Raw genomic sequence first — 19,177 nt, 5'->3', positions numbered from 1 at the left:
TCGACTAATTCAGTCAAGTACCCCTACTGCATCGCATCAAACCCGCCCTTGCTCCGCCGACGCCGCGCTCACGGGCGCGCGTGGCGGCACGATCAGCGACCAGGGATGCTTCAGGATGCGCTGCCGCACGGCCGCGCTCAGCGCGCGGCGATCCACGCGGCGCAGGCTGCGTGAGCGCAACGCCATATTGAAGGCCAGCGCAAAGCTCACCGCGACGTTCAGCAGGCCCATCAGGGCAATGCCCGCCACCGCCAGCCAGAACGAAGGCATCTTCAGCACCACCGGGCCGAGCACACCAATCGCAGCGCCCACCGATCCGGTCGACAAGGTGACGTGCCGCACTTCCATATGGGGACCGAAGAAGCTGATGATTTCCGGCCCCAGCCCGAGCAGCAGCCCCAGCGACACATTGGCCGCGATTCCTGACATGTTGCGTTTGCAGAAGTCCGCCATCCTCGTGGCTCCCTGCGCGCCAAGCACATAGCGCAGGCGGCGGTTGTACGCCATCACGTCGTGCACCTTATGCAGCGCGAACCAGTTGTCGGCCCAGCCCGCCACCAGGCTCGACAGCCACAACAGCACGCCGGTGAAAATCGCATAGACCGGTGTCGCGCCAAGGATGGAAAACGACTCGATGGTGGCAATCGCCTTGGCGGGGGTGATCAGGTTGGCGCCCAGGATCCGGTTGGCGAGCCACTGGATGCCCATCGCCACCGGGAACACCACGGCCAGGTTGCCGAAGATCGCCGCGGCGTTCGAGCGGATCATCGCGATGGTGTCGTCGACGAAGATTTCCCGGCCCTCCGGCCTGCCGACCGCATCAAGCCGGTGTGCCAGCGCCGGGCCGGTCATGGCCGGCTGCTTGGTGGCCAGCGTGAAATGCGCGAAGTGGATCACCAGGAAGCTTCCCGCATAGTTGAGCGAAGCCAGCAGGCCCTCGACGAACTTGTCCAGGTGCAGCCCGTAGATCAGGAACTTGAGATAGACCGTGCCGACGGTGATCAGGCCGCCGCCGGCGGCGCCCCACATCAGCTCGCGATACTCGCGGCGATCACGCGTGATGTAGTGCTCGCCGGTCTCGGCCGAACGCTCCACGACCTTGCGCGCCAGTTGCGAGAACGAAGTGCCCGCCAGGTGCGCAATACTGCGGCGCGCCTGGGTGGAGCGGATCAGCGCCGCGATCAGGTGGGCATGCCGGCTGCGCCGCTGCGGCTCGACCCAGGTCGCCAGCAACAGTTCGATGCGGGCGAGCCGCACTTTCATGCGCTCGATCTGGAACACCACTTCCACGGAGACGCCGTTCTCCTCCAGATCGTCATACACGCGCTGGGCCGCCTGGTGGCAGCCATCGAGCAAGGCGCGGAAATAGTTGAGCCGGTGCGTGAAGGCCTCGCCACCACGCGCCGGCTCCTCCTCTTCACACAAGGCCTGGACAGCGCTGTCCAGCCGGAAGAATGGCGTTTCCTGCACCTTGCCCTTGAGGCGCGAGCGAATTGCCTGGCTCAGCCCGGTGGCACGCACCTGGCTGACCAGCACTTGGATGCTGGTGGCCAGGGTGCGGTCGAAACGATCCCATTCGGGCAGCGCGGCAGCTTCAGCCGGCGCTTGCGGGTCGTCGGAGCGCAGCACGGCGGCGAGTCGATCCAGCAGGTCGCCATCGAGCGCCTCGACCCAGTCGGCATCGTTGCTATCGATGAACAGCAGCGCGAACAGGCCCGCCATATCGCCGCGGTTGGGTGGCGGCGGCAGGAACCGCGCTTGCAGGCGGTCCAGCACCTCGCTCCAGAAGCCCGGGTGGGAGGCCACGCCCGTGTCGCACAGCAAGGTGACCGGATCGTTGTCGCGCACGATGGAGCGCGCCATGCTGGCAAAGCGCCCTGCCACTTCCGGATTGCGGCCGAGCACCTGCAACAGGTAGCGCAGCCGCACGTGCTCCCGGCGGCTTTGTTTGTCGGCGGCCACGCCTTCGGCTCCCGGCAGCCCGTCGCGCCGGATCCAGTAGCCCAGCTCGATCAGCCAGCTGTTACGGTCCGCCAGCGGCGCCTCCGGGTCCGCGGCAGCCAGGATTGCGTCGAGTTGCAGGCTGGCATTGCGCGACTCGCGCCATTTGCGGAACAGGGAACGAAACATGAATCCTCGTGAAAATAATGGAAAGGCCGCTAGGCCGGCAGGTGCGCTCAGGCCGCGCCGCCCAGCCCCCTTGCACGCAGCATGGCGATCACGCCATCGCACGCGTCCTCGACATAGTCGAGCACGCGCTCGAAGCCGTCACCCTCGCCGTAGTAAGGGTCCGGCACTTCATCCACCGCGTGCCGGCTCGCGAATTGCATCAGGAGGCGCAGCTTGTCCTGGCTGCCGGGCGGGCAGATGGCGCGCAGCGCCGCCAGGTTGTCCTGGTCCATGGCCAGCAGCAGGTCGAAACGGGTGAAATCCTGCACTGCAACCTGCCGCGCGCGTTGCGCGCAGAGGTCATAGCCACGGGCCAGCGCATGGCGCTGAGAGCGCGCATCCGGCGCGCGCCCGATGTGGTAGCCATGCGTGCCCGCGGAATCCAGCTCGACCAGATCCGCCAGGCCTGCCGCCTCCAGCTTGGCACGCAGCACGCCCTCCGCGGTCGGCGAGCGGCAAATATTTCCCATGCAGCACATCAGGATGGCGTATTTTTTCATAGGGGTCTGGCGCTATCCAGCGCGAAAGCAGATCGACAAAACGCGGCACGCGCGACCGGCTTGCAGCCGGCGCGCCCAGGGGGCGCCTGAAGCAACGAGACCGGATTCTACCGCCCTGCCCACCTGGCCGCGCCTGCGGGCCTGCCCCTGCCCCTGCCCCTGCGCAGGCACCGGCCACCGCATGCGCGGCGCAACGCGAGCCGCTGCGTGCCATCGTGGACTTCATCGACAAGCGCGAGGCCGCCAGCGCGGACGAGTGCGACACCCTGCTGGAAGTCAACAAGCGCCTGCGCGCGCTGCCCCCGAAGGGCTAGCGGGCAGGCTCAGGGCAGCTTGCACGCCAGCACGTCCAGTTTCTCGATCGAAGGCGGCTTGGCGAACAGGTCGGGCGCCTTGGCCATCAGGGCTTCGGCCACCTTGCCGGAGAGATGGGCATCGCGCCCGGCCTCATCGGGAAACGCATCGAAGATGCCGAACATCGACGGCCCGAGCCGCAGCGCAAACCATGCCGTGGTGCCGGCTTCGGCCTGCACCAGTGGTAAGCCAGCGAGCAGGAATTCCTCGACTTCCCTTTCCTTGCCGGGCTTCGCATGCAGCGGAACCCACAGAGCGAACTTGACCATGGACCCTCTCCTCACCACCGTCCGGGATTCCAACTATAGACGGTAGGCAGGCCCTCAGGACGCGGCGGCGGCCGGCGGCAGGTGCTCCCCATCGCCGCTGGCGCCAAAGATCTGGCGCTTGAGCTTGGCCAACTGGTCGCGCACCTGCCCGGCCTTTTCGAACTCGAGATTCTTCGCGTGCTCGAACATCTGCTTCTCCAGGCGCTTGATCTCCTTCGCGACCTGCTTCTCGCTCATGTCCTCGTACTTGGCGCGCTCTTCCGCAGCCAGCAGCTCCGCCTTGACTTCACCCGGGTCATAGACGCCGTCGATGATGTCCTTGATGCGCTTGACCACGCCGCGCGGCACGATGCCATTGGCCTCGTTGAACGCGATCTGCTTGGCGCGGCGGCGCTCGGTCTCGCCGATCGCCCGTTTCATCGAGTCAGTCATCCGGTCGGCGTACAGGATGGCGGTACCGTTGACGTTACGGGCCGCGCGGCCGATGGTCTGGATCAGCGAACGCTCGGCGCGCAGGAAGCCTTCCTTGTCGGCGTCGAGAATCGCCACCAGCGAGACCTCCGGAATGTCCAGGCCCTCGCGCAGCAGGTTGATGCCGACCAGCACGTCGAAGGTGCCCAGGCGGAGGTCGCGGATGATTTCCACTCGCTCCACTGTATCGATGTCCGAGTGCAGGTAACGCACCTTGACGCCATTCTCGGTCAGGAACTCCGTCAGTTGCTCGGACATGCGCTTGGTCAGGGTGGTCACCAGCACGCGCTCGCCAACGGACACCTTCTGGTGGATCTCTGACAACAGGTCGTCAACCTGCGTGGTCGCGGGACGCACGTGGATGATCGGATCGACCAGGCCCGTGGGCCGCACCACCTGCTCGACCACCTGGCCCGCGTGCTCGTTCTCGTAGTTGGACGGCGTGGCCGACACAAACATGACCTGCCGCATCTTGCCCTCGAACTCCGAGAACTTGAGGGGGCGGTTGTCCAGGGCGGATGGCAGCCGGAAGCCGTAGTCGACCAGCGTCGTCTTGCGCGCCTTGTCGCCGTTGTACATGCCGTTGAACTGGCCCATCAGCACGTGCGACTCGTCCAGGAACATCAACGCGTCCTGCGGCAGGTAGTCGACCAGCGTGGGCGGCGGATCGCCCGGCCGGGCTCCCGACAGGTGACGCGAGTAATTCTCGATGCCCTTGCAGAACCCGAGCTCGGAGAGCATTTCGAGGTCGAAGCGGGAGCGCTGCTCCAGGCGCTGGGCTTCCACCAGCTTGTTCTCCTTATAGAAGAAGTCCAGGCGCTCGCGCAGCTCCACCTTGATGTCTTCGATCGCCCGCAGCACGGTCTCGCGCGGGGTCACGTAGTGGCTCGACGGATAGACCGTGAAGCGCGGGATCTTCTGCCGCACCCGCCCGGTGAGCGGGTCGAAGAACTGCAGCGAATCGATCTCGTCGTCGAACATGTCGACGCGCACCGCCAGCTCGGCATGCTCGGCCGGGAAGATATCCAGCGTATCGCCGCGCACGCGGAAGGTGCCGCGCTGGAAATCCGTCTCGTTGCGGGTGTACTGCATGGCAATCAGGCGCGCGATCACGTCGCGCTGGCTGATCTTGTCGCCCGCGCGCAGCGTCAGGATCATCTTGTGGTACTCGGACGGGTTGCCGATACCGTAGATGGCCGAGACGCTGGCCACGATGATGGTGTCGCGCCGCTCCAGCAGGCTCTTGGTGGCCGACAGCCGCATCTGCTCGATATGCTCGTTTATCGAGGAATCCTTCTCGATGAACAGGTCACGCTGCGGCACGTAGGCTTCGGGCTGGTAGTAATCGTAGTAGCTGACGAAGTACTCCACGGCATTGCGCGGGAAGAACTCGCGGAACTCGGAATACAGCTGCGCGGCCAGCGTCTTGTTCGGCGCGAACACGATGGCCGGACGCCCCATGCGGGCGATCACGTTGGCCATGGTGAAGGTCTTGCCCGAACCGGTCACCCCCAGCAGGGTCTGGTAAGACAGCCCGTCCTCCACCCCCTCGACCAGTTGGCGAATCGCCTCGGGCTGGTCGCCCGCCGGCAGATAGGGCTGGTAAAGCTGGAATGGCGAGCCGGGGAAGGTCGCGAACTTCTCTTCATCCAGCGCGGGCGCGACTTCAACGAGATTCGACATAGGCTGGTAGGGGGAAACCTCAGGAAAACGGGCAGATACGCTAGAATCTTGGGGTTGGCGGCCAGGTATCAAGATGGGGGCCGCCCGCACTCCCGAGCGCAGTCCGGAGCATTCTACGCCTTCCCGTTTTGTTACATAGCTGACCACGAGATCCCAAATGAGTTTGTTTTCTGCCGTCGAGATGGCCCCGCGCGACCCGATCCTGGGCCTGAATGAAGCCTTCAATGCCGATACCCGTGCCACCAAGGTCAATCTGGGTGTTGGCGTGTACTTCACCGACGAAGGGAAAATCCCTCTGCTGCGCGCCGTGCAAGAGGCCGAAAAGGCACGCCTGACCACCGCCACCCCGCGTGGATACCTGCCGATCGAAGGCATCGCCGCCTATGACCAGGCCGTGCAGACCCTGCTGTTCGGCAAGGAATCGCCGCTGATCACCGAAGGCCGTGTTGTGACTGCCCAGGCACTTGGCGGCACCGGTGCGCTGAAGATCGGCGCCGACTTCCTCAAGCGCCTGTACCCGGACGCCAAGGTCGCCATCAGCGACCCGAGCTGGGAAAACCACCGCGCCCTGTTCGAGGCTGCCGGTTTCCCCGTGATCAACTACGCCTACTACGATGCTAAACCATCGCGTGATCTTCGAGCGCACGGGCTTTACCGTCAACACGTATCCGTACTATGACGACGCCACCGGTGGCCTGAAGTTCGACGCCATGCTGGACGCGCTGCGCCTGATCCCGAAGCGCAGCATCGTGGTGCTGCACGCCTGCTGCCACAACCCGACCGGCGTCGACCTCTCGGCCGAGCAATGGCAGCAAGTGGTTGGCCTGATCAAGGAACGCAACCTGATCCCGTTCCTCGACATGGCCTACCAGGGCTTCGCCGAAGGCATCGAGCCGGACGGCGCGGCAGTGCGCCTGTTCGCCGAATCCGGCCTGCCGTTCTTCGTGTCGAGCTCGTTCTCGAAGAGCTTCTCGCTGTACGGTGAGCGCGTGGGCGCGCTGTCGATCGTCACCACGGGCAAGGAAGAAGCCCAGCGCGTCATGTCGCAGGTCAAGCGCGTCATCCGCACCAACTACTCCAACCCGCCGACCCATGGCGGCACCGTGGTCGCCACCGTGCTGAACAGCCCCGAGCTGCGTGCCATGTGGGAGCAGGAACTGGGCGAGATGCGCGACCGCATCAAGCTGATGCGCCATGCGCTGGTGGACAAGCTGGCCGCCAAGGGTGTGCCGGGCGACTTCTCCTTCGTCAAGTCCCAGCGCGGCATGTTCTCGTACTCGGGCCTGAACTCGGCGCAAGTGGACGTGCTGCGCAACGAACACGGCATCTACGCCGTGGGCACCGGCCGCATCTGCGTGGCCGCGCTGAACAGCCGCAACATCGACGCCGTGGTTAACGCCATCGCCGCCGTGCTGTAACGCTGAACGGGTAAAAGTGCATAAAAAGGCGACTTCGGTCGCCTTTTTCGTATCTCGTGACAATTTTTAACGTACTTTTGCATTTGTCATCGGGAAGTACGGCGTTTGTCCTATTGTCTTTTTCCGATGCGAGCGTACCTTAGGGTATATGCTGCATCGCACGATCGTTCGATAACGAGCATAATCGGTAACACATTAGGAAATGTGTTCGCTGTATCTGTAATGTCCAGGCGTTGAATTCCAGCTTCGCCCCCAGCCTGATAGGGACCCGTCATGCTTTACCAGCTGCATGAATTCCAGCGCTCGATGCTGCACCCGCTTACCGCATGGGCGCAGGCTACGGCCAAGACCTTTACCAATCCCCTGAGCCCGATGTCCCTGGTGCCCGGCGCCACGCGGCTGGCTGCCGGCTACGAGTTGCTGTACAGACTCGGCAAGGAATACGAAAAGCCCGAATTCGATATCAAATCGGTACGCTCCAACGGCCGGAACATCCCGATCGTGGAACAGACGATCATCGAAAAGCCCTTCTGCAAGCTGGTGCGTTTCAAGCGCTATGCGGACGATCCGGAGACCATCAAGCTGCTCAAGGATGAGCCGGTGGTGCTGGTGTGCGCCCCCCTGTCGGGCCACCATGCCACGCTGCTGCGCGATACCGTGAAGACCTTGCTGCAGGACCACAAGGTCTATGTGACCGACTGGATCGATGCCCGCATGGTCCCGATCGAGGACGGCCGTTTCCGCCTGGCGGACTACATTCACTACATTCAGGACTTCATCCGCCATATCGGCGCGGAAAACCTGCATGTGATCTCCGTATGCCAGCCCACGGTCCCGGTGCTCGCGGCCATCTCCCTGCTGGCGTCCGCCGGCGAGAAGACGCCCAAGACCATGACCATGATGGGCGGCCCGATCGACGCGCGGCGCAGCCCGACGGCCGTGAACTCGCTCGCGACCAACAAGTCGTTCGAGTGGTTCGAGAACAATGTGATCTATACGGTTCCGGCGAATTATCCTGGCCATGGCCGCAAGGTGTATCCGGGCTTCTTGCAGCACGCCGGCTTCGTGGCGATGAACCCCGACCGCCACCTGTCCTCGCACTATGACTATTACCTGAACCTGGTCGAGGGCGATGCCGACGACGCGGAAGCCCATGTGCGCTTCTACGACGAGTACAACGCCGTGCTCGACATGGACGCCGAGTACTACCTCGACACCATCCGCGAAGTGTTCCAGGAATTCCGGCTTGCCAACGGCACCTGGGAGATCGATGGCCAGGCGGTGCGACCGCAGGACATCAAGGGCACCGCACTGCTGACGATCGAGGGCGAGCTCGACGACATCTCGGGCGCTGGCCAGACCGCCGCCGCGCACGAACTCTGCGCGGGCATCCCCAAGGCGCGCAAGCAGCACATCACCGCAGCCAAGTGCGGCCACTACGGGATCTTCTCCGGCCGCCGCTGGCGTCAGGAGATTTATCCGGAGCTGCGCGATTTCGTGCTCAAGCATCGTTGAGCCACGGCGGTTGAGCTGCATTGCCCGCCAATAAAAAAACGCCCGCTGGCCGCGGGCGTTTTTTTATTGGCAGCAAGCTGTCTCAGCGGCGTTCCAGGTAAGCCAGCAGCATATCGGTGTGCAGCTCGGCAAAGCGCTCATGCTCGTCCTGTGCCGCCACATCGCGCCCGATCACCGCGCTGATGGTGTAGCGGTTGGACAGCACGTAGTAGCCGAGCGCGGAGATTGTCAGGTATAGCTGCGAGACGTCGACGTTGTCGCGGAACACGCCCTGCCGCTGGCCCCGCTTGACGATATCCGCGAGCACGTTGACCACCGGGTTGATCAACTGGTGCAACTGGGTCGACTTCTTCAGGTGGCGCGCCTCGTGCAGGTTCTCGCTGTTGACCAGGCGGATGAACTCGGGATTGCGGTAGTACCAGTCCCAGACAAAGCGAGCCAGCGTGCGGACTGCCGCAACGGGATCCTCCTCGACGATATGCAACTGCTCCTCTGCAGCGCGAAACTCCGCATATTGCTTTTCAAGGACAGCCAGGAACAAGCCTTCCTTGCTGCCATAGTAGTAATACAGCATGCGTTCGTTGGTCTCGGCGCGGCGCGCTATCTGGTCGACGCGCGCTCCTGCCAGGCCACCCTTGGCAAATTCTTCGGTGGCCGCATCAAGGATGCGGCGGCGTGTTCCCTCGGGGTCCCGCTTGGTTTTGGTTTCGTTTCGCATGCGACGGCTGGTGAATCGTTGCGCGGATTATGGCACAGGGCAACTTGCGCGCAGCGGCCCCGGCAAAGGGCGCATCATCGCGCGTTTCTGCACTGCGGCGAAATCGGGGATAATCCCTGCCGCGAGCCCGTTCCAGCCAATAAGAAGAGAGCGGCATCCGCACCGTATCCGCAAACCCCCAATGCTGTCGTGACCGCTATTTCCCAGACCCTCGCCGATCGCCTCGAAGCCCTGCTGCCGCAGACCCAATGCACCAAGTGCGGCTTCGACGGCTGCCGTCCCTATGCCGAAGCCATGGCAACGGGCGAAGCAGCCTGCAATCGCTGCCCGCCGGGCGGGGACGAGGGCATCCGCCGCCTGTCGGCGCTGCTCGGCACGCCGCCACGGCCGCTGGACCCGGAGCGCGGCGTGGAACAGGCGCGCGCGGTGGCGGTGATCGACGAAGCGCTGTGCATCGGCTGCACGCTGTGCATCCAGGCTTGCCCGGTCGACGCCATTGTCGGCGCGCCCAAGCAGATGCATACCGTGCTGGCGGACTGGTGCACCGGCTGCGACCTGTGTGTCGCGCCCTGCCCCGTCGACTGCATCGCCATGGTCCCCATCACCACCGGACGCACCGGCTGGGCCGCCTGGTCGCAGCCGCAGGCGGACGAAGCCCACGCGCGCTACCTCGCGCGCCGCTCGCGGCTGGTGCGCGAGCGCGAGGAAAACGACGCGCGCCTGGCGGCCAAGGCGGCCGCCAAGCTGCAGGCGCTGCAAGCGTCAACCCGACTCCTGTCACCGAGCTGGAATACAGCTCGCCGTTCGAGCTGCTGATTGCCGTGCTGCTGTCCGCGCAGGCCACCGACGTCGGCGTGAACAAGGCCACGCGCAAGCTCTACCCCGTGGCGCACAGCCCTGAACAGATGTTGGCGCTGGGCGAAGACGGGCTGATCGCGTACATCAAGACCATCGGCCTGTACAAGACCAAGGCCAAGCATGTCATCGCGACCTGCCGCATCCTGGTCGAGCAGCACGGTGGCCAGGTGCCGCGCGACCGGGCCGCGCTGGAGGCACTGCCGGGTGTGGGTCGCAAAACGGCCAATGTAGTGCTCAATACCGCGTTTGGCGAGGCTACCATCGCCGTCGACACGCATATTTTCCGCGTGGCCAACCGCACCGGCCTGGCGCCCGGCAAGAACGTGCAAGTCGTCGAGCAGAAGCTGCTAAAGACCGTGCCGCCGGAGTTCATGCACGATGCGCACCACTGGCTGATCCTGCATGGGCGCTATGTCTGCAAGGCACGCAAGCCCGAGTGCTGGCACTGCGCGATCGAGCCGCTGTGCGAATACCGCGAGAAGACCGAGGCGCCGCGCGTCTGAGCGCGGGCGCACCGGACAGATAAAAAAAGACCCGCCGAGGCGGGTCTTTTTTATTCCGGCGGCGCTTGCGCTCAAACGATGCGGCAGGCTTCGTCGAACGACAGGCGCGGGCTGCGCGGGAACAGCTTGTCGGCCTCGCCATAGCCCAGGTTCACCAGGAAATTGACCGACCACTTGCCGTCGCCGAAGAAGGCGGCATTGACCTTGGCGGCATCGAAGCCGGCCATCGGGCCGCAATCCAGGCCGAGGGCGCGCGCGGCCAGGATGAAATAACCGCCTTGCAGCGAGCTGTTCATCAGCGCATCGCGGGCGATCTTCTCCGGCTGGCCGGCGTACCACGAACGCGCGTCGGCATGCGGGAACAGCTTGGGCAACTGGTCGTGGAAGGCATTGTCGAATGCAACGATGGCAGTGACCGGTGCCGAGCGGGTCTTTTCGACATTGCCGGCCGACACGCACTCGACCAGGCGAGCCTTTTCCGCCGCGCTCTTGACGAAGACGATACGGGCCGGCGAACCGTTGGCAGCCGTCGGGCCAAACTTCATCGCGTCATAGATCTGGTGCAGCACGGCATCGCCCACCTGGCGGTCTTGCCACACGTTGTGGGTACGCGCTTCGGTGAACAGCTGGGCGATTGCAACCTGGTCGATCGGTTTCATGCGGTCGGTTCCTGAACAAGAAGTGAGAGCCGGATTGTATCTAAGTCGCCGCCTCCGCCGGACAAGCGATTTGAGCGAGGGATTCAATTCTGTTGCACATCCTGCGAGCCGGAAGCCTTGCGGGTCAGCCAGAGCACGCCGGCCAGGATCAAGCCACCGCCCAGCGCTTGCGTCAGCCCCACGTGCTCCCCAAGCAAAAGTGCCGCCAACACCACTGTCACTACCGGTTCCAGGGTGGACAACATCGAAGCCCGCGCCGCGCCGAGCCGCTGCAAGCCGGCGAAGAAGGCCAGGATCGCCAGGACCGTGGATAGCAACGCGATCGCCAGCAACGCCAGCCAGCCCGCGGCGCTCTGCGGGAACTGCGGCGGCACGCCGGCGCCCGCGCGCAACACCCCCGCCACGACATAGACCACCGCCGCCGCACTGCACACCACCGTGGTCGTGGCCAGCGGATTGACGCCCGCCGTCACGCGCGCGCCCACGATGATGTAGACCGAGTAGATCGCGGCCGAGGCCAGGCCAAGCCCGATGCCCAGCGCGGAGCCCTGACCACCGCCCACAGTAAGCCCCGCCCCAACCGAGCACAGCACGAGCGCGATCACGGATGCCGTGCCCAGCCGTTCCTTGAGAAAAACGGCGGCCAGAATGGTGACAAAGAGCGGATACAGGTAAAGCAGCAAGGCCACCAGGCTGGCCTGGGCGTGATTGAGCGCGGTAAAAAAACAGAACGACTGGCCGACATAGCCGATGCCGCCCATGGCAGCCAGTGCCAGTACCTTGCGCCAGCCCGGCAGCCTGACGCCACGCACGCGCATAGCCATTGCCAGCGCGCCCGCGGCCAGCACGAAACGCACCGCGAGCAGGCCGTAGACGTCGGTGCCCGCGTCGTACGCAAAGCGCGCGAAGATCGCCATGGCGCCAAAGGCGCTAGCCGACAGGGCGATCAGCAACACGCCCGCGAGCTGCTCGCGGGCATGGCGCAAGGACGGCCGGACACTGGCGGCGGAGGAGCGGGAAGCGGACATGGCGGCACGCGGCAGGAGACGGACCCGGCGGCGCCGGGCAACGCCGCATTCTAGTGGCTGGCGGGCCGATTCGGTCAGCTCGAGGGAGGCCGGCTTGCGCTGCGCTGCAACAGTGGAAGCGCTCGTTTACAATAACGCCATCATGTTCAATCCCTCCCGCGAAGAAGTCCGCCGTTTTTTCTGCGAAGCCTGGCAGAAGCAGGGCGCAGGCAGCGTCCTCACCCCCCTCGAAGTCATTGCCGTCGACTGGATCGGCGAGCATCCCGAGTATCACAGCCTGCTCACCGACACGGAAGGCGCGCTGGCCCAGGACTACACGCCTGAAGGCGGCCAGACCAATCCCTTCCTGCACTTGGCCATGCACTTGTCGATTTCCGAGCAGGTTTCCATCGACCAGCCTCCCGGCATCCGCCGCGCCTACGAGTCCCTGGCGCAGCGCCTGGATTCGCCGCACGAGGCGCAGCATCAGGTCATGGAATGCCTTGGCGAAATGCTCTGGCAGGCACAACGCACCGGTATGCCCCCGGATGGCGAGCAATACATCGCCGCGATACAGCGCCGCGCCACCCGCTAGGTGATGCCCTGGGCGCGCCGGGGCTGAGTACAAATCATCACAAAGTTTTGGCGCAGGGCGTGATAGGCACGTGATAGGCTCTACCGCGTCGCAACATCGTGCCACGTGCGCATCACCTCAGCAGGGGGATGCGCTGCGCCAATCCCATGCTGCCCAGCACGCTCAAGCCCGAGATTTGCCGCGCCGCGGCCAAGCCCCCCGCTCTGCTGATGGCGCTCGCCCTAGTCGCCTCCTGGCCACTGTCGAGCCACGCCGCCGTGGCGCTGCTGCAGCCACCAAAGCTGGTCGATGGCACCAAGCCCCTGACCCTGACCTTATTGTTAAGCGCCGACAGCGCGAACCGCAGCTTCCTCGTCCCCCGAACCATCGACGTCACAGCTTCGGCCGAACTCCAGGCCCCTGTCAGGCTCAGCATGCAGCGCGTCACCGCGGGCCCCTCCACGATCAAGTTGCGCGCGGGCGAGCACCGCACGGTGGCGTACAGCGCGGCATTGCCGCCCAACCTGCGTGGCGTGGTGCGGCTGGATCCCGTGGACATCGACGCCGCGCCCGTGCTGGTCACACTCAATCGCGCCCCGCGCGCCGACGATCCGCCGTCGGCCTTGGTCGCGGCGCCCCGGCACCGGCAACAAGCGCCGAAGGAAGCACTCCGGTCGTGCCCGCCATCCCAATCGCAGCGGCCAGCCAGCCGGCGCCCGTCCTGCCAGAGCTGCTAGACCAGGGGCGGCTGACCTTCAACGATCCGATCTACTTCATGGTCGGGGCGCATGACGGGGCCAACGCCAAATTCCAGTTCAGCTTCAAGTTCCGCATCTTCCAAGGCGAGAACCCGGCTTCGCGCGGCTTGCTGGAAAACCTGTACTTCGGCTATACGCAGTTTTCGCTATGGGATCTGTCGAGCGACTCACGGCCCTTCCGCGACACCAACTACCGGCCGAGCCTGTTCTATTACCTGTCGGACACCGGTGTGCAGAACCGGGCGATCAGCCGGCTCTCGCTGGCCGCTGGCCTGGAACACGAGTCGAACGGCCGCGATGGCGACCAGTCGCGCAGCATCAATACCGTGTTCGTCAAACCCACCTTCTACCTGGGGGACATGACCGACTGGCACTGGAGCATCTCGCCCAAGCTGTATTACTACGTCGAGAAGAACGACAACGCCGACATTGCCAGCTACCGGGGCTATATGGACCTCAAGCTGGCCTATGGCAAGCCGGATTCATGGGAGTTCGCCACCACCCTGCGCAAGGGCACGCAGAAGTATTACGGCAGCGTCGATGCGTCGGTCACGTATCCGCTGGCCAGGCTCATCCCCGGCACGGCGGGGTACCTGATGGCGGGCTATTTCGTCGGCTATGGCGAGAGCTTGCTAGATTACAACCGCAAGCTGCCTTGGCAATTCCGGCTGGGATACGCGCTGTCGCGCTGACCCGCCTAACCGGCCAGCGGCTTGCCGCTAGCTTTCAAGCGCGCGTTGGCCACCGCCGCGGCAAATTGGCCCTGCCCATGCCAGCCGGTAGCCCGGCCCAGTTTCTTGCCCTTGTGGAAGAACATGAATACCGGGATACCGTGCAGGCCAAAGCGCTTGCCCAACTCAGGGTGCACGTAGACATTGGCGTGCAACCAGTGCAACTCCAATGCCCTCACCGGCTCCGGATTGGCCAGCATGGCCTTTTTCGCCATCTCGCAGTTGAAGCAGTCCACACCCCAGAAAAACACACAGACCAGCGCGTCGCCGGCAGCGGCGATGGCGTCATCGACGCCGGCGCCGTCGACCTCGCGCATGCCGAAGGCATCGAACGCGCGATGATCAAGATGCGCCGCCGGGTCGACGCCAGTATCAGGCGTGGCGGCATTGCCTGGCTTTGTGGACATAAACGTCTCCAGCAATAAAAAACGCCCGGGCCAGCGGCACCGGGCGTTGCTTGTGCCGGCCCGCCGGGCGGACCGCAAAGGCTTTACGCTTACTTGGGCGCGGACACCGTGACCAGCGCCGGGCGCAGCACGCGATCCGCGATCATGTAGCCGCGCTGCAGCACCGTGACCACGGTATTTGGCTCCTGCGGCGCCGGCACCATCGAAATCGCCTGGTGGCGATGCGGGTCGAATTTCTCGCCAACCGGGTTCAGCTCGACGATCTTGCCCTTCTCGAAGGCGCTGACCAGCTGGCGGGAGGTCAGTTCGACGCCTTCGCGCAGCTTGGCGATATCGCCCGAGCCATCGGCCAGGGCTGCCTGCAGGCTGTCCATGACGGGCAGCAGGTAGTCGGCAAAGCTCTCGATGGCGAATTTATGGGCCTTGGTGACGTCTTCCTGGGCACGGCGGCGGATGTTCTCCCCCTCCGCGGTAGCCCGCAGGAACATGTCGTAGTTTTCCTTGGCCTTGGCCTCAAGCGCGGCCAACTGGGCCGCCACGTCCGCAGCGGCGGCGCTCTCGGCCTGGCCGGCCGGGGCGGTGTTCAGCTCCTCGCTGGCTGGCGTGAGCGGCGGCGTGGTGGATGGCGTCTGCTTCTGTTCTTCCATGTCGATCCGTATAAAACAAAGACGCGGCCTGCCTGGCGCAGGCCGCCGGGTGGTCAATCGGCAAATGTAGCCTGCAGTTGGTGGCAGGTCCCCAGTTTTCAAGAGCGCACCGCGACAGTGCACTGAAACACAAGGTTACAAAGAGTGGTGTACGGAAATAGGGGTCATATTGCTTTGCTGCAGCGCACCCCCTAAGATGAAACCGTATAAAAATGACAAAAATAACGGGGGCAAGGATGCAACTCAAGTCGGCCCATTCTCGAAAGGTTAGCCATGCATAAGCTGCCTGTTCTGACGGTCTTCCTCCTCGCCGCATTATCGGTGATGACAGTGTTCATCTGCCTCTCCGGCGCCTTCACGCCGCGAGACACCGAATACGGCAGTGGCAAGGCGGTATTCAAACACTACATCATTCCCTACGTCCGCTGACCCAGCCGGGTGAGTCCACACGGCCTGCGCGCCGTCCGCCTCACCCCCTGACGCCGTCGATCTGGCGGCGATCACGCTTGGTCGGGCGCCCCTGCAGCTTCGATGCAGGCTCCACGTTAAGCCGCCGATTCTCGGCATCCTGCCGCCGGCGCGTCTCGCTGGCCTCGGTTTCCGCATAAAGCGTCTGCGCTACCGTAGCCGGGCCGCGGACCGCTGCAATGCCTTTCACGACCACTTCCCAGCGCTGCTGGTGCGCCTCAAGGACGACGGTGTCGCCCGGCTTCACCTCGCGCGAGTTCTTGCATGCCTGCCCGTTGACCTGCACCTTGCCGCGCTCCACCGCCTCGGCAGCCAGCGAGCGGGTCTTGAAGAATCGCGCGCACCACAGCCATTTATCGATGCGCAGCCGGGCATCGGCCTCGAAAGATACACTCATGTCGTCACCTCCTTACCTTGGGCATGGACAGCGCCACATTCAAGCCGCGGCGCCGCGTGCCTGCGCTTGCGCGCGGCGGGCCTCCAGCTCATGCGGATGCGGCGGCCGCAGCGGCCAGCCCTGCAAGTGCTGCAAGCCGATCTCCGCGAGCCCGGCAATCCAGCTTTCCGCATCGTTGAGGCAAGCAATGTAGTGGAACACCTTGCCGCCCGCCACGTGGAACTCGGAGCGCCCTTCCATGGCGATTTCTTCCAGTGTCTCGAGGCAATCGGCCGGAAAGCCCGGGCAAAACACGTCGACTCGTCCAGTGCCGACCTTGCCGAGTTCCTGCAAGGTCGGCGCGGTATAGGGCTGCAGCCACTCCGCCTTGCCGAAGCGCGACTGAAAGGTAACCTGGTACTGCCCGGGCTGCAGGCCGAGCGCCTCGCCCAGCAGGCGCCCGGTCTTGAGGCACTCGCAATGATAGGGGTCGCCGAGCTCCAGCGTGCGGCGCGGCACGCCGTGAAAGGACAGGATCAGCTTGTCGCCCCGCGCGAAATCCGGCGTGCCATGCTGCGCCCAGTATGCCCCCACCTGCTGATGCAAGGCCGCAATGTACGCCGGATGGTCGTGGAAATGCTTGACCAGTCGCAACTCCGGCTGGTTTCGCCACTGCCTGAGTACTCGGAACACCTCGTCAAAGCCCGTCGCCGTGGTAGTGCCGGAGTACTGCGGGTACAACGGCAGCAGCAGGATGCGCTCGGTCCCCTGGCGGCGCAGCGCTTCCAGCACCGATTCGATCGACGGATTGCCGTACCGCATCGCGCACGCCACGGTCACCTCATGGCCTTGCTGGTTCAGCAGCAGTTGCAAGGCGTGAGCCTGGCGCTCGGTGTGCACCAGCAGCGGGGAGCCTGTCATATGGGCCGCGCGCAGCCAGATCGACTCGTACTTCATCGCCGAGGCGCGCGAGCGCAGCGGCACGATGATGCCGTACAACAGCGGCAACCACGCGGCGCGCGGAATCTCCACAACACGCGGATCGGACAGGAACTGCTTGAGGTAGCTGCCGACCGCCTTCGGCGTTGGCGCATCCGGGGTGCCGAGATTGATCAGCAGGATGGCCGTGCGCGGCGCCTGGCCATGCTGGTAGGCCGGTTCGGGAGTAAACGTCATGTAGTTTCCGGTGTGGCGGGGCGGCGCGAGCGCAGGGCAAGCGGCCGCCAGGTCTCGCCGAGCTTACAGGATGGGGGGAACAGGCAGTCGGTGAGACCGGCCCGGGCCAACACTAGTTCTGGCTGAGCGCGCTGGACAACAGGCGCGCGGTGATATCGACGATCGGGATCACCCGTTCGTAGGCCATGCGGGTCGGCCCGATCACCCCGAGCGTGCCGACGATCTGGCCGTCGACCTCATAAGGCGCGGTAATGACCGCCATGTCCTCCAGCGGCACCAGCTTGCTCTCGCCGCCGATGAAGATCTGCACGCCCTGGGCGTGGCTGGAGACATCGAGCAGCTTGAGCAGGCCGGTCTTGTGCTCGAACACGTCGAACAGGCGGCGCAGCTTTTCCATGCTGGAGGATAGGTCCTCCACCTCCAGCAGCTTGCGCTCGCCCGAGATGAAGACGTGGTCGTCCTCCCCCTCGGCCATGGCGCTGCTGCCCGCTTCCACCGCGGCCTGCATCAGCTGCGACATATCCATGCGCAGCGCCTGCAGCTCGCCACGCAGGTGGTCGCGCACGTTGTCGAAACTCATGCCGGCAAAGTGCGAGTTGATGAAATTGGCGGCTTCGACCAGCTGGGACGCGGTGTACGGCAGCTCGGTCTGGATGATGCGGTTCTGCACGTCGCCCTCGGGGGTGACGATGATCAGCAGGATCCGCTTGTCCGACAGCCGCATGAACTCGACCTGGCGGAACGCCTGGGCGCGCCGCGGCGTCATCACCACGCCGGCAAATTGCGACAGGTTGGACAACGTATGTGCCGCCGAAGTGATCATCCGCTGCGGCCCGAGCTGCTGGCCGTGCAGCTGGCCCCGGATCTTGCCCGTCAGCTCGGCCAGGTTGATCGCGCCGTCCAGCGGCTGGGCGGTCAGCATGGTGTCGACGAACAGCCGGTAGCCGCGCGGCGTGGGGATGCGCCCGGCCGAGGTATGTGGGCTGGCGATGAACCCCATTTCCTCCAGGTCGGACATCACATTGCGGATGGTGGCCGGAGACAGGTCGAGTCCCGAGTACTTCGACAAGGTTCGCGAGCCCACGGGCTGCCCTTCGGCGATGTAGCGCTCGATGAGGGTTTTGAGAAGTGTTTTCGCACGTTCGTCCATGATGTTCCTGATTTTACGCAAGTTTTCACTATTCGGGCGGCTCATCGGCGATCCGGCCCGGCGGGGAGCGCCCTCCTGCTGACAATGGTCACGGCGGTATGGTCTAATCCCGGCATGTCTTCGCTCCCCAAGCCCGGCGCCGCGCGCGCCCCATTTCGCACCGTCGCCCTGATCGGCAGGTACGCCACCGCCGGCATCGAGGGCCCGCTGGAAGAGCTGGCAGCCTGTATCCTCAGGAACGGCCAGGATGTGGTGTTCGAGCGCGACACCGCGCTGGCCACCGGGCTGACCGACTATCCGGCACTGGCGCCCGATGAGATCGGCAAGCACGCCGATGTGGCGGTGGTGCTTGGCGGCGACGGCACCCTGCTCGGCCTGGCGCGCCAGCTGGCCGGCTACCCGGTGCCGCTGATCGGCGTGAACCACGGGCGCCTCGGCTTCATGACCGACATCCCGTTGCAGGACGTGCAATCGGTGCTGCCCGACATGTTGGCGGGCCGCTACGAGTCGGAGACCCGCATGCTGCTGGAGTCCCAGGTCGTGCGCGACGATGGCGTGATCTTCTCCGCGCTGGCCTTCAACGACGTCGTGGTCAACCGTTCCGGCATTTCCGGCATGGTCGAGCTGGCGGTCTCGGTGGACGGCCACTTCATGTACAACCAGCGCTCCGACGGCCTGATCGTGTCCACGCCGACCGGCTCGACCGCCTATGCGCTGTCGGCGGGCGGCCCGATCCTGCGACCCGACCTGGTCGGGCTGGTGCTGG

General features: G+C 64.8%; 16 protein-coding genes and 4 pseudogenes. 8 read left to right on the top strand and 12 right to left on the bottom strand.

Features of this window, described 5'->3' with window-relative positions:
• Positions 1 to 36: 36 nt before the first annotated feature.
• The 4 genes from OR16_RS22115 to uvrB all read right to left on the bottom strand — a co-directional run bounded on the left by OR16_RS22115 (position 37) and on the right by uvrB (position 5,446).
• Complete coding sequence (locus OR16_RS22115; protein WP_006160175.1) at positions 37 to 2,130, bottom strand: site-specific recombinase; 2,094 nt, start codon at positions 2,128 to 2,130, stop codon at positions 37 to 39.
• A 47-nt stretch (positions 2,131 to 2,177) separates the two neighbouring features.
• Positions 2,178 to 2,669, bottom strand: a complete 492-nt coding sequence (locus OR16_RS22110; protein ID WP_006160174.1) for a low molecular weight protein-tyrosine-phosphatase — start codon at positions 2,667 to 2,669, stop codon at positions 2,178 to 2,180.
• 323 nt (positions 2,670 to 2,992) lie between these two features.
• Complete coding sequence (locus OR16_RS22105; RefSeq protein WP_006160173.1) at positions 2,993 to 3,292, bottom strand: putative quinol monooxygenase; 300 nt, start codon at positions 3,290 to 3,292, stop codon at positions 2,993 to 2,995.
• A 54-nt stretch (positions 3,293 to 3,346) separates the two neighbouring features.
• Positions 3,347 to 5,446, bottom strand: a complete 2,100-nt coding sequence (gene uvrB, locus OR16_RS22100; protein ID WP_006160172.1) for an excinuclease ABC subunit UvrB — start codon at positions 5,444 to 5,446, stop codon at positions 3,347 to 3,349.
• Positions 5,447 to 5,603: 157 nt separating this feature from the next.
• On the opposite strand from uvrB, the pseudogene OR16_RS22095 reads away from it, so the two are divergent.
• Positions 5,604 to 6,864: pseudogene (locus tag OR16_RS22095) on the top strand (amino acid aminotransferase).
• Between the two features lie 273 nt (positions 6,865 to 7,137).
• A complete protein-coding gene (locus OR16_RS22090) occupies positions 7,138 to 8,379 on the top strand; it encodes a polyhydroxyalkanoate depolymerase (protein ID WP_006160171.1) in 1,242 nt (413 codons plus the stop codon).
• 82 nt (positions 8,380 to 8,461) lie between these two features.
• On the opposite strand, the gene OR16_RS22085 is transcribed toward OR16_RS22090, so the two are convergent.
• Complete coding sequence (locus OR16_RS22085) at positions 8,462 to 9,097, bottom strand: TetR/AcrR family transcriptional regulator (RefSeq protein ID WP_006160170.1); 636 nt, start codon at positions 9,095 to 9,097, stop codon at positions 8,462 to 8,464.
• 189 nt (positions 9,098 to 9,286) lie between these two features.
• On the opposite strand from OR16_RS22085, the pseudogene rsxB reads away from it, so the two are divergent.
• A pseudogene (gene rsxB / locus OR16_RS22080) lies at positions 9,287 to 9,859 on the top strand (electron transport complex subunit RsxB); the annotation flags it as partial.
• A 2-nt stretch (positions 9,860 to 9,861) separates the two neighbouring features.
• Positions 9,862 to 10,458 (top strand): annotated as a pseudogene (nth, locus tag OR16_RS22075) (endonuclease III); the annotation flags it as partial.
• Positions 10,459 to 10,529: 71 nt separating this feature from the next.
• Here nth and OR16_RS22070 read toward each other — a convergent pair.
• Complete coding sequence (locus OR16_RS22070; RefSeq protein ID WP_006160167.1) at positions 10,530 to 11,117, bottom strand: malonic semialdehyde reductase; 588 nt, start codon at positions 11,115 to 11,117, stop codon at positions 10,530 to 10,532.
• 83 nt (positions 11,118 to 11,200) lie between these two features.
• Entirely contained in the window at positions 11,201 to 12,145 is a 945-nt protein-coding gene (locus tag OR16_RS22065; protein ID WP_043420638.1) for a DMT family transporter, read from the bottom strand.
• Between the two features lie 142 nt (positions 12,146 to 12,287).
• Here OR16_RS22065 and OR16_RS22060 point away from each other — a divergent pair, with 142 nt between their 5' ends.
• Together OR16_RS22060 and OR16_RS22055 are read left to right on the top strand one after the other, a co-directional pair.
• On the top strand, positions 12,288 to 12,719 hold the full coding sequence (locus OR16_RS22060; protein ID WP_006160165.1) for a DUF1841 family protein: 432 nt from the start codon (positions 12,288 to 12,290) through the stop codon (positions 12,717 to 12,719).
• A 128-nt stretch (positions 12,720 to 12,847) separates the two neighbouring features.
• A pseudogene (locus OR16_RS22055) lies at positions 12,848 to 14,148 on the top strand (phospholipase A).
• Positions 14,149 to 14,153: 5 nt separating this feature from the next.
• On the opposite strand, the gene OR16_RS22050 reads toward OR16_RS22055, so the two are convergent.
• Together OR16_RS22050 and grpE are read right to left on the bottom strand one after the other, a co-directional pair.
• Entirely contained in the window at positions 14,154 to 14,594 is a 441-nt protein-coding gene (locus OR16_RS22050; protein WP_006160164.1) for a thioredoxin family protein, read from the bottom strand.
• A gap of 89 nt (positions 14,595 to 14,683) precedes the next feature.
• On the bottom strand, positions 14,684 to 15,241 hold the full coding sequence (gene grpE / locus OR16_RS22045) for a nucleotide exchange factor GrpE (protein WP_006160163.1): 558 nt from the start codon (positions 15,239 to 15,241) through the stop codon (positions 14,684 to 14,686).
• A gap of 273 nt (positions 15,242 to 15,514) precedes the next feature.
• Between grpE and OR16_RS44630 the strand changes: the two genes are divergently transcribed.
• Positions 15,515 to 15,670: a hypothetical protein gene (locus OR16_RS44630; RefSeq protein ID WP_006160162.1), complete on the top strand. Its 156-nt coding sequence runs from the start codon at positions 15,515 to 15,517 to the stop codon at positions 15,668 to 15,670.
• A 40-nt stretch (positions 15,671 to 15,710) separates the two neighbouring features.
• Here the strand turns inward: OR16_RS44630 and OR16_RS22035 are convergent, their stop codons facing one another.
• The 3 genes from OR16_RS22035 to hrcA all read right to left on the bottom strand — a co-directional run bounded on the left by OR16_RS22035 (position 15,711) and on the right by hrcA (position 18,411).
• A complete protein-coding gene (locus OR16_RS22035; RefSeq protein ID WP_006160161.1) occupies positions 15,711 to 16,106 on the bottom strand; it encodes an RNA-binding S4 domain-containing protein in 396 nt (131 codons plus the stop codon).
• Positions 16,107 to 16,145: 39 nt separating this feature from the next.
• Positions 16,146 to 17,261, bottom strand: coding sequence for a ferrochelatase (gene hemH / locus OR16_RS22030; RefSeq protein WP_006160160.1), 1,116 nt, complete (start codon positions 17,259 to 17,261; stop codon positions 16,146 to 16,148).
• Positions 17,262 to 17,373: 112 nt separating this feature from the next.
• Positions 17,374 to 18,411: a heat-inducible transcriptional repressor HrcA gene (gene hrcA / locus OR16_RS22025; RefSeq protein WP_006160159.1), complete on the bottom strand. Its 1,038-nt coding sequence runs from the start codon at positions 18,409 to 18,411 to the stop codon at positions 17,374 to 17,376.
• Between the two features lie 114 nt (positions 18,412 to 18,525).
• On the opposite strand from hrcA, the gene OR16_RS22020 reads away from it, so the two are divergent.
• Positions 18,526 to 19,177: NAD(+)/NADH kinase (locus tag OR16_RS22020; protein WP_006160158.1), on the top strand; the 652-nt coding region annotated here is incomplete at its 3' end.

Origin of the sequence: Cupriavidus basilensis OR16 (assembly GCF_000243095.1) — a bacterium.
Classification (GTDB): domain Bacteria; phylum Pseudomonadota; class Gammaproteobacteria; order Burkholderiales; family Burkholderiaceae; genus Cupriavidus; species Cupriavidus basilensis_D.
The sequence above is the reverse complement of the archived record's forward strand: the minus strand, read 5'-3'. Positions and strand labels throughout refer to the sequence as shown.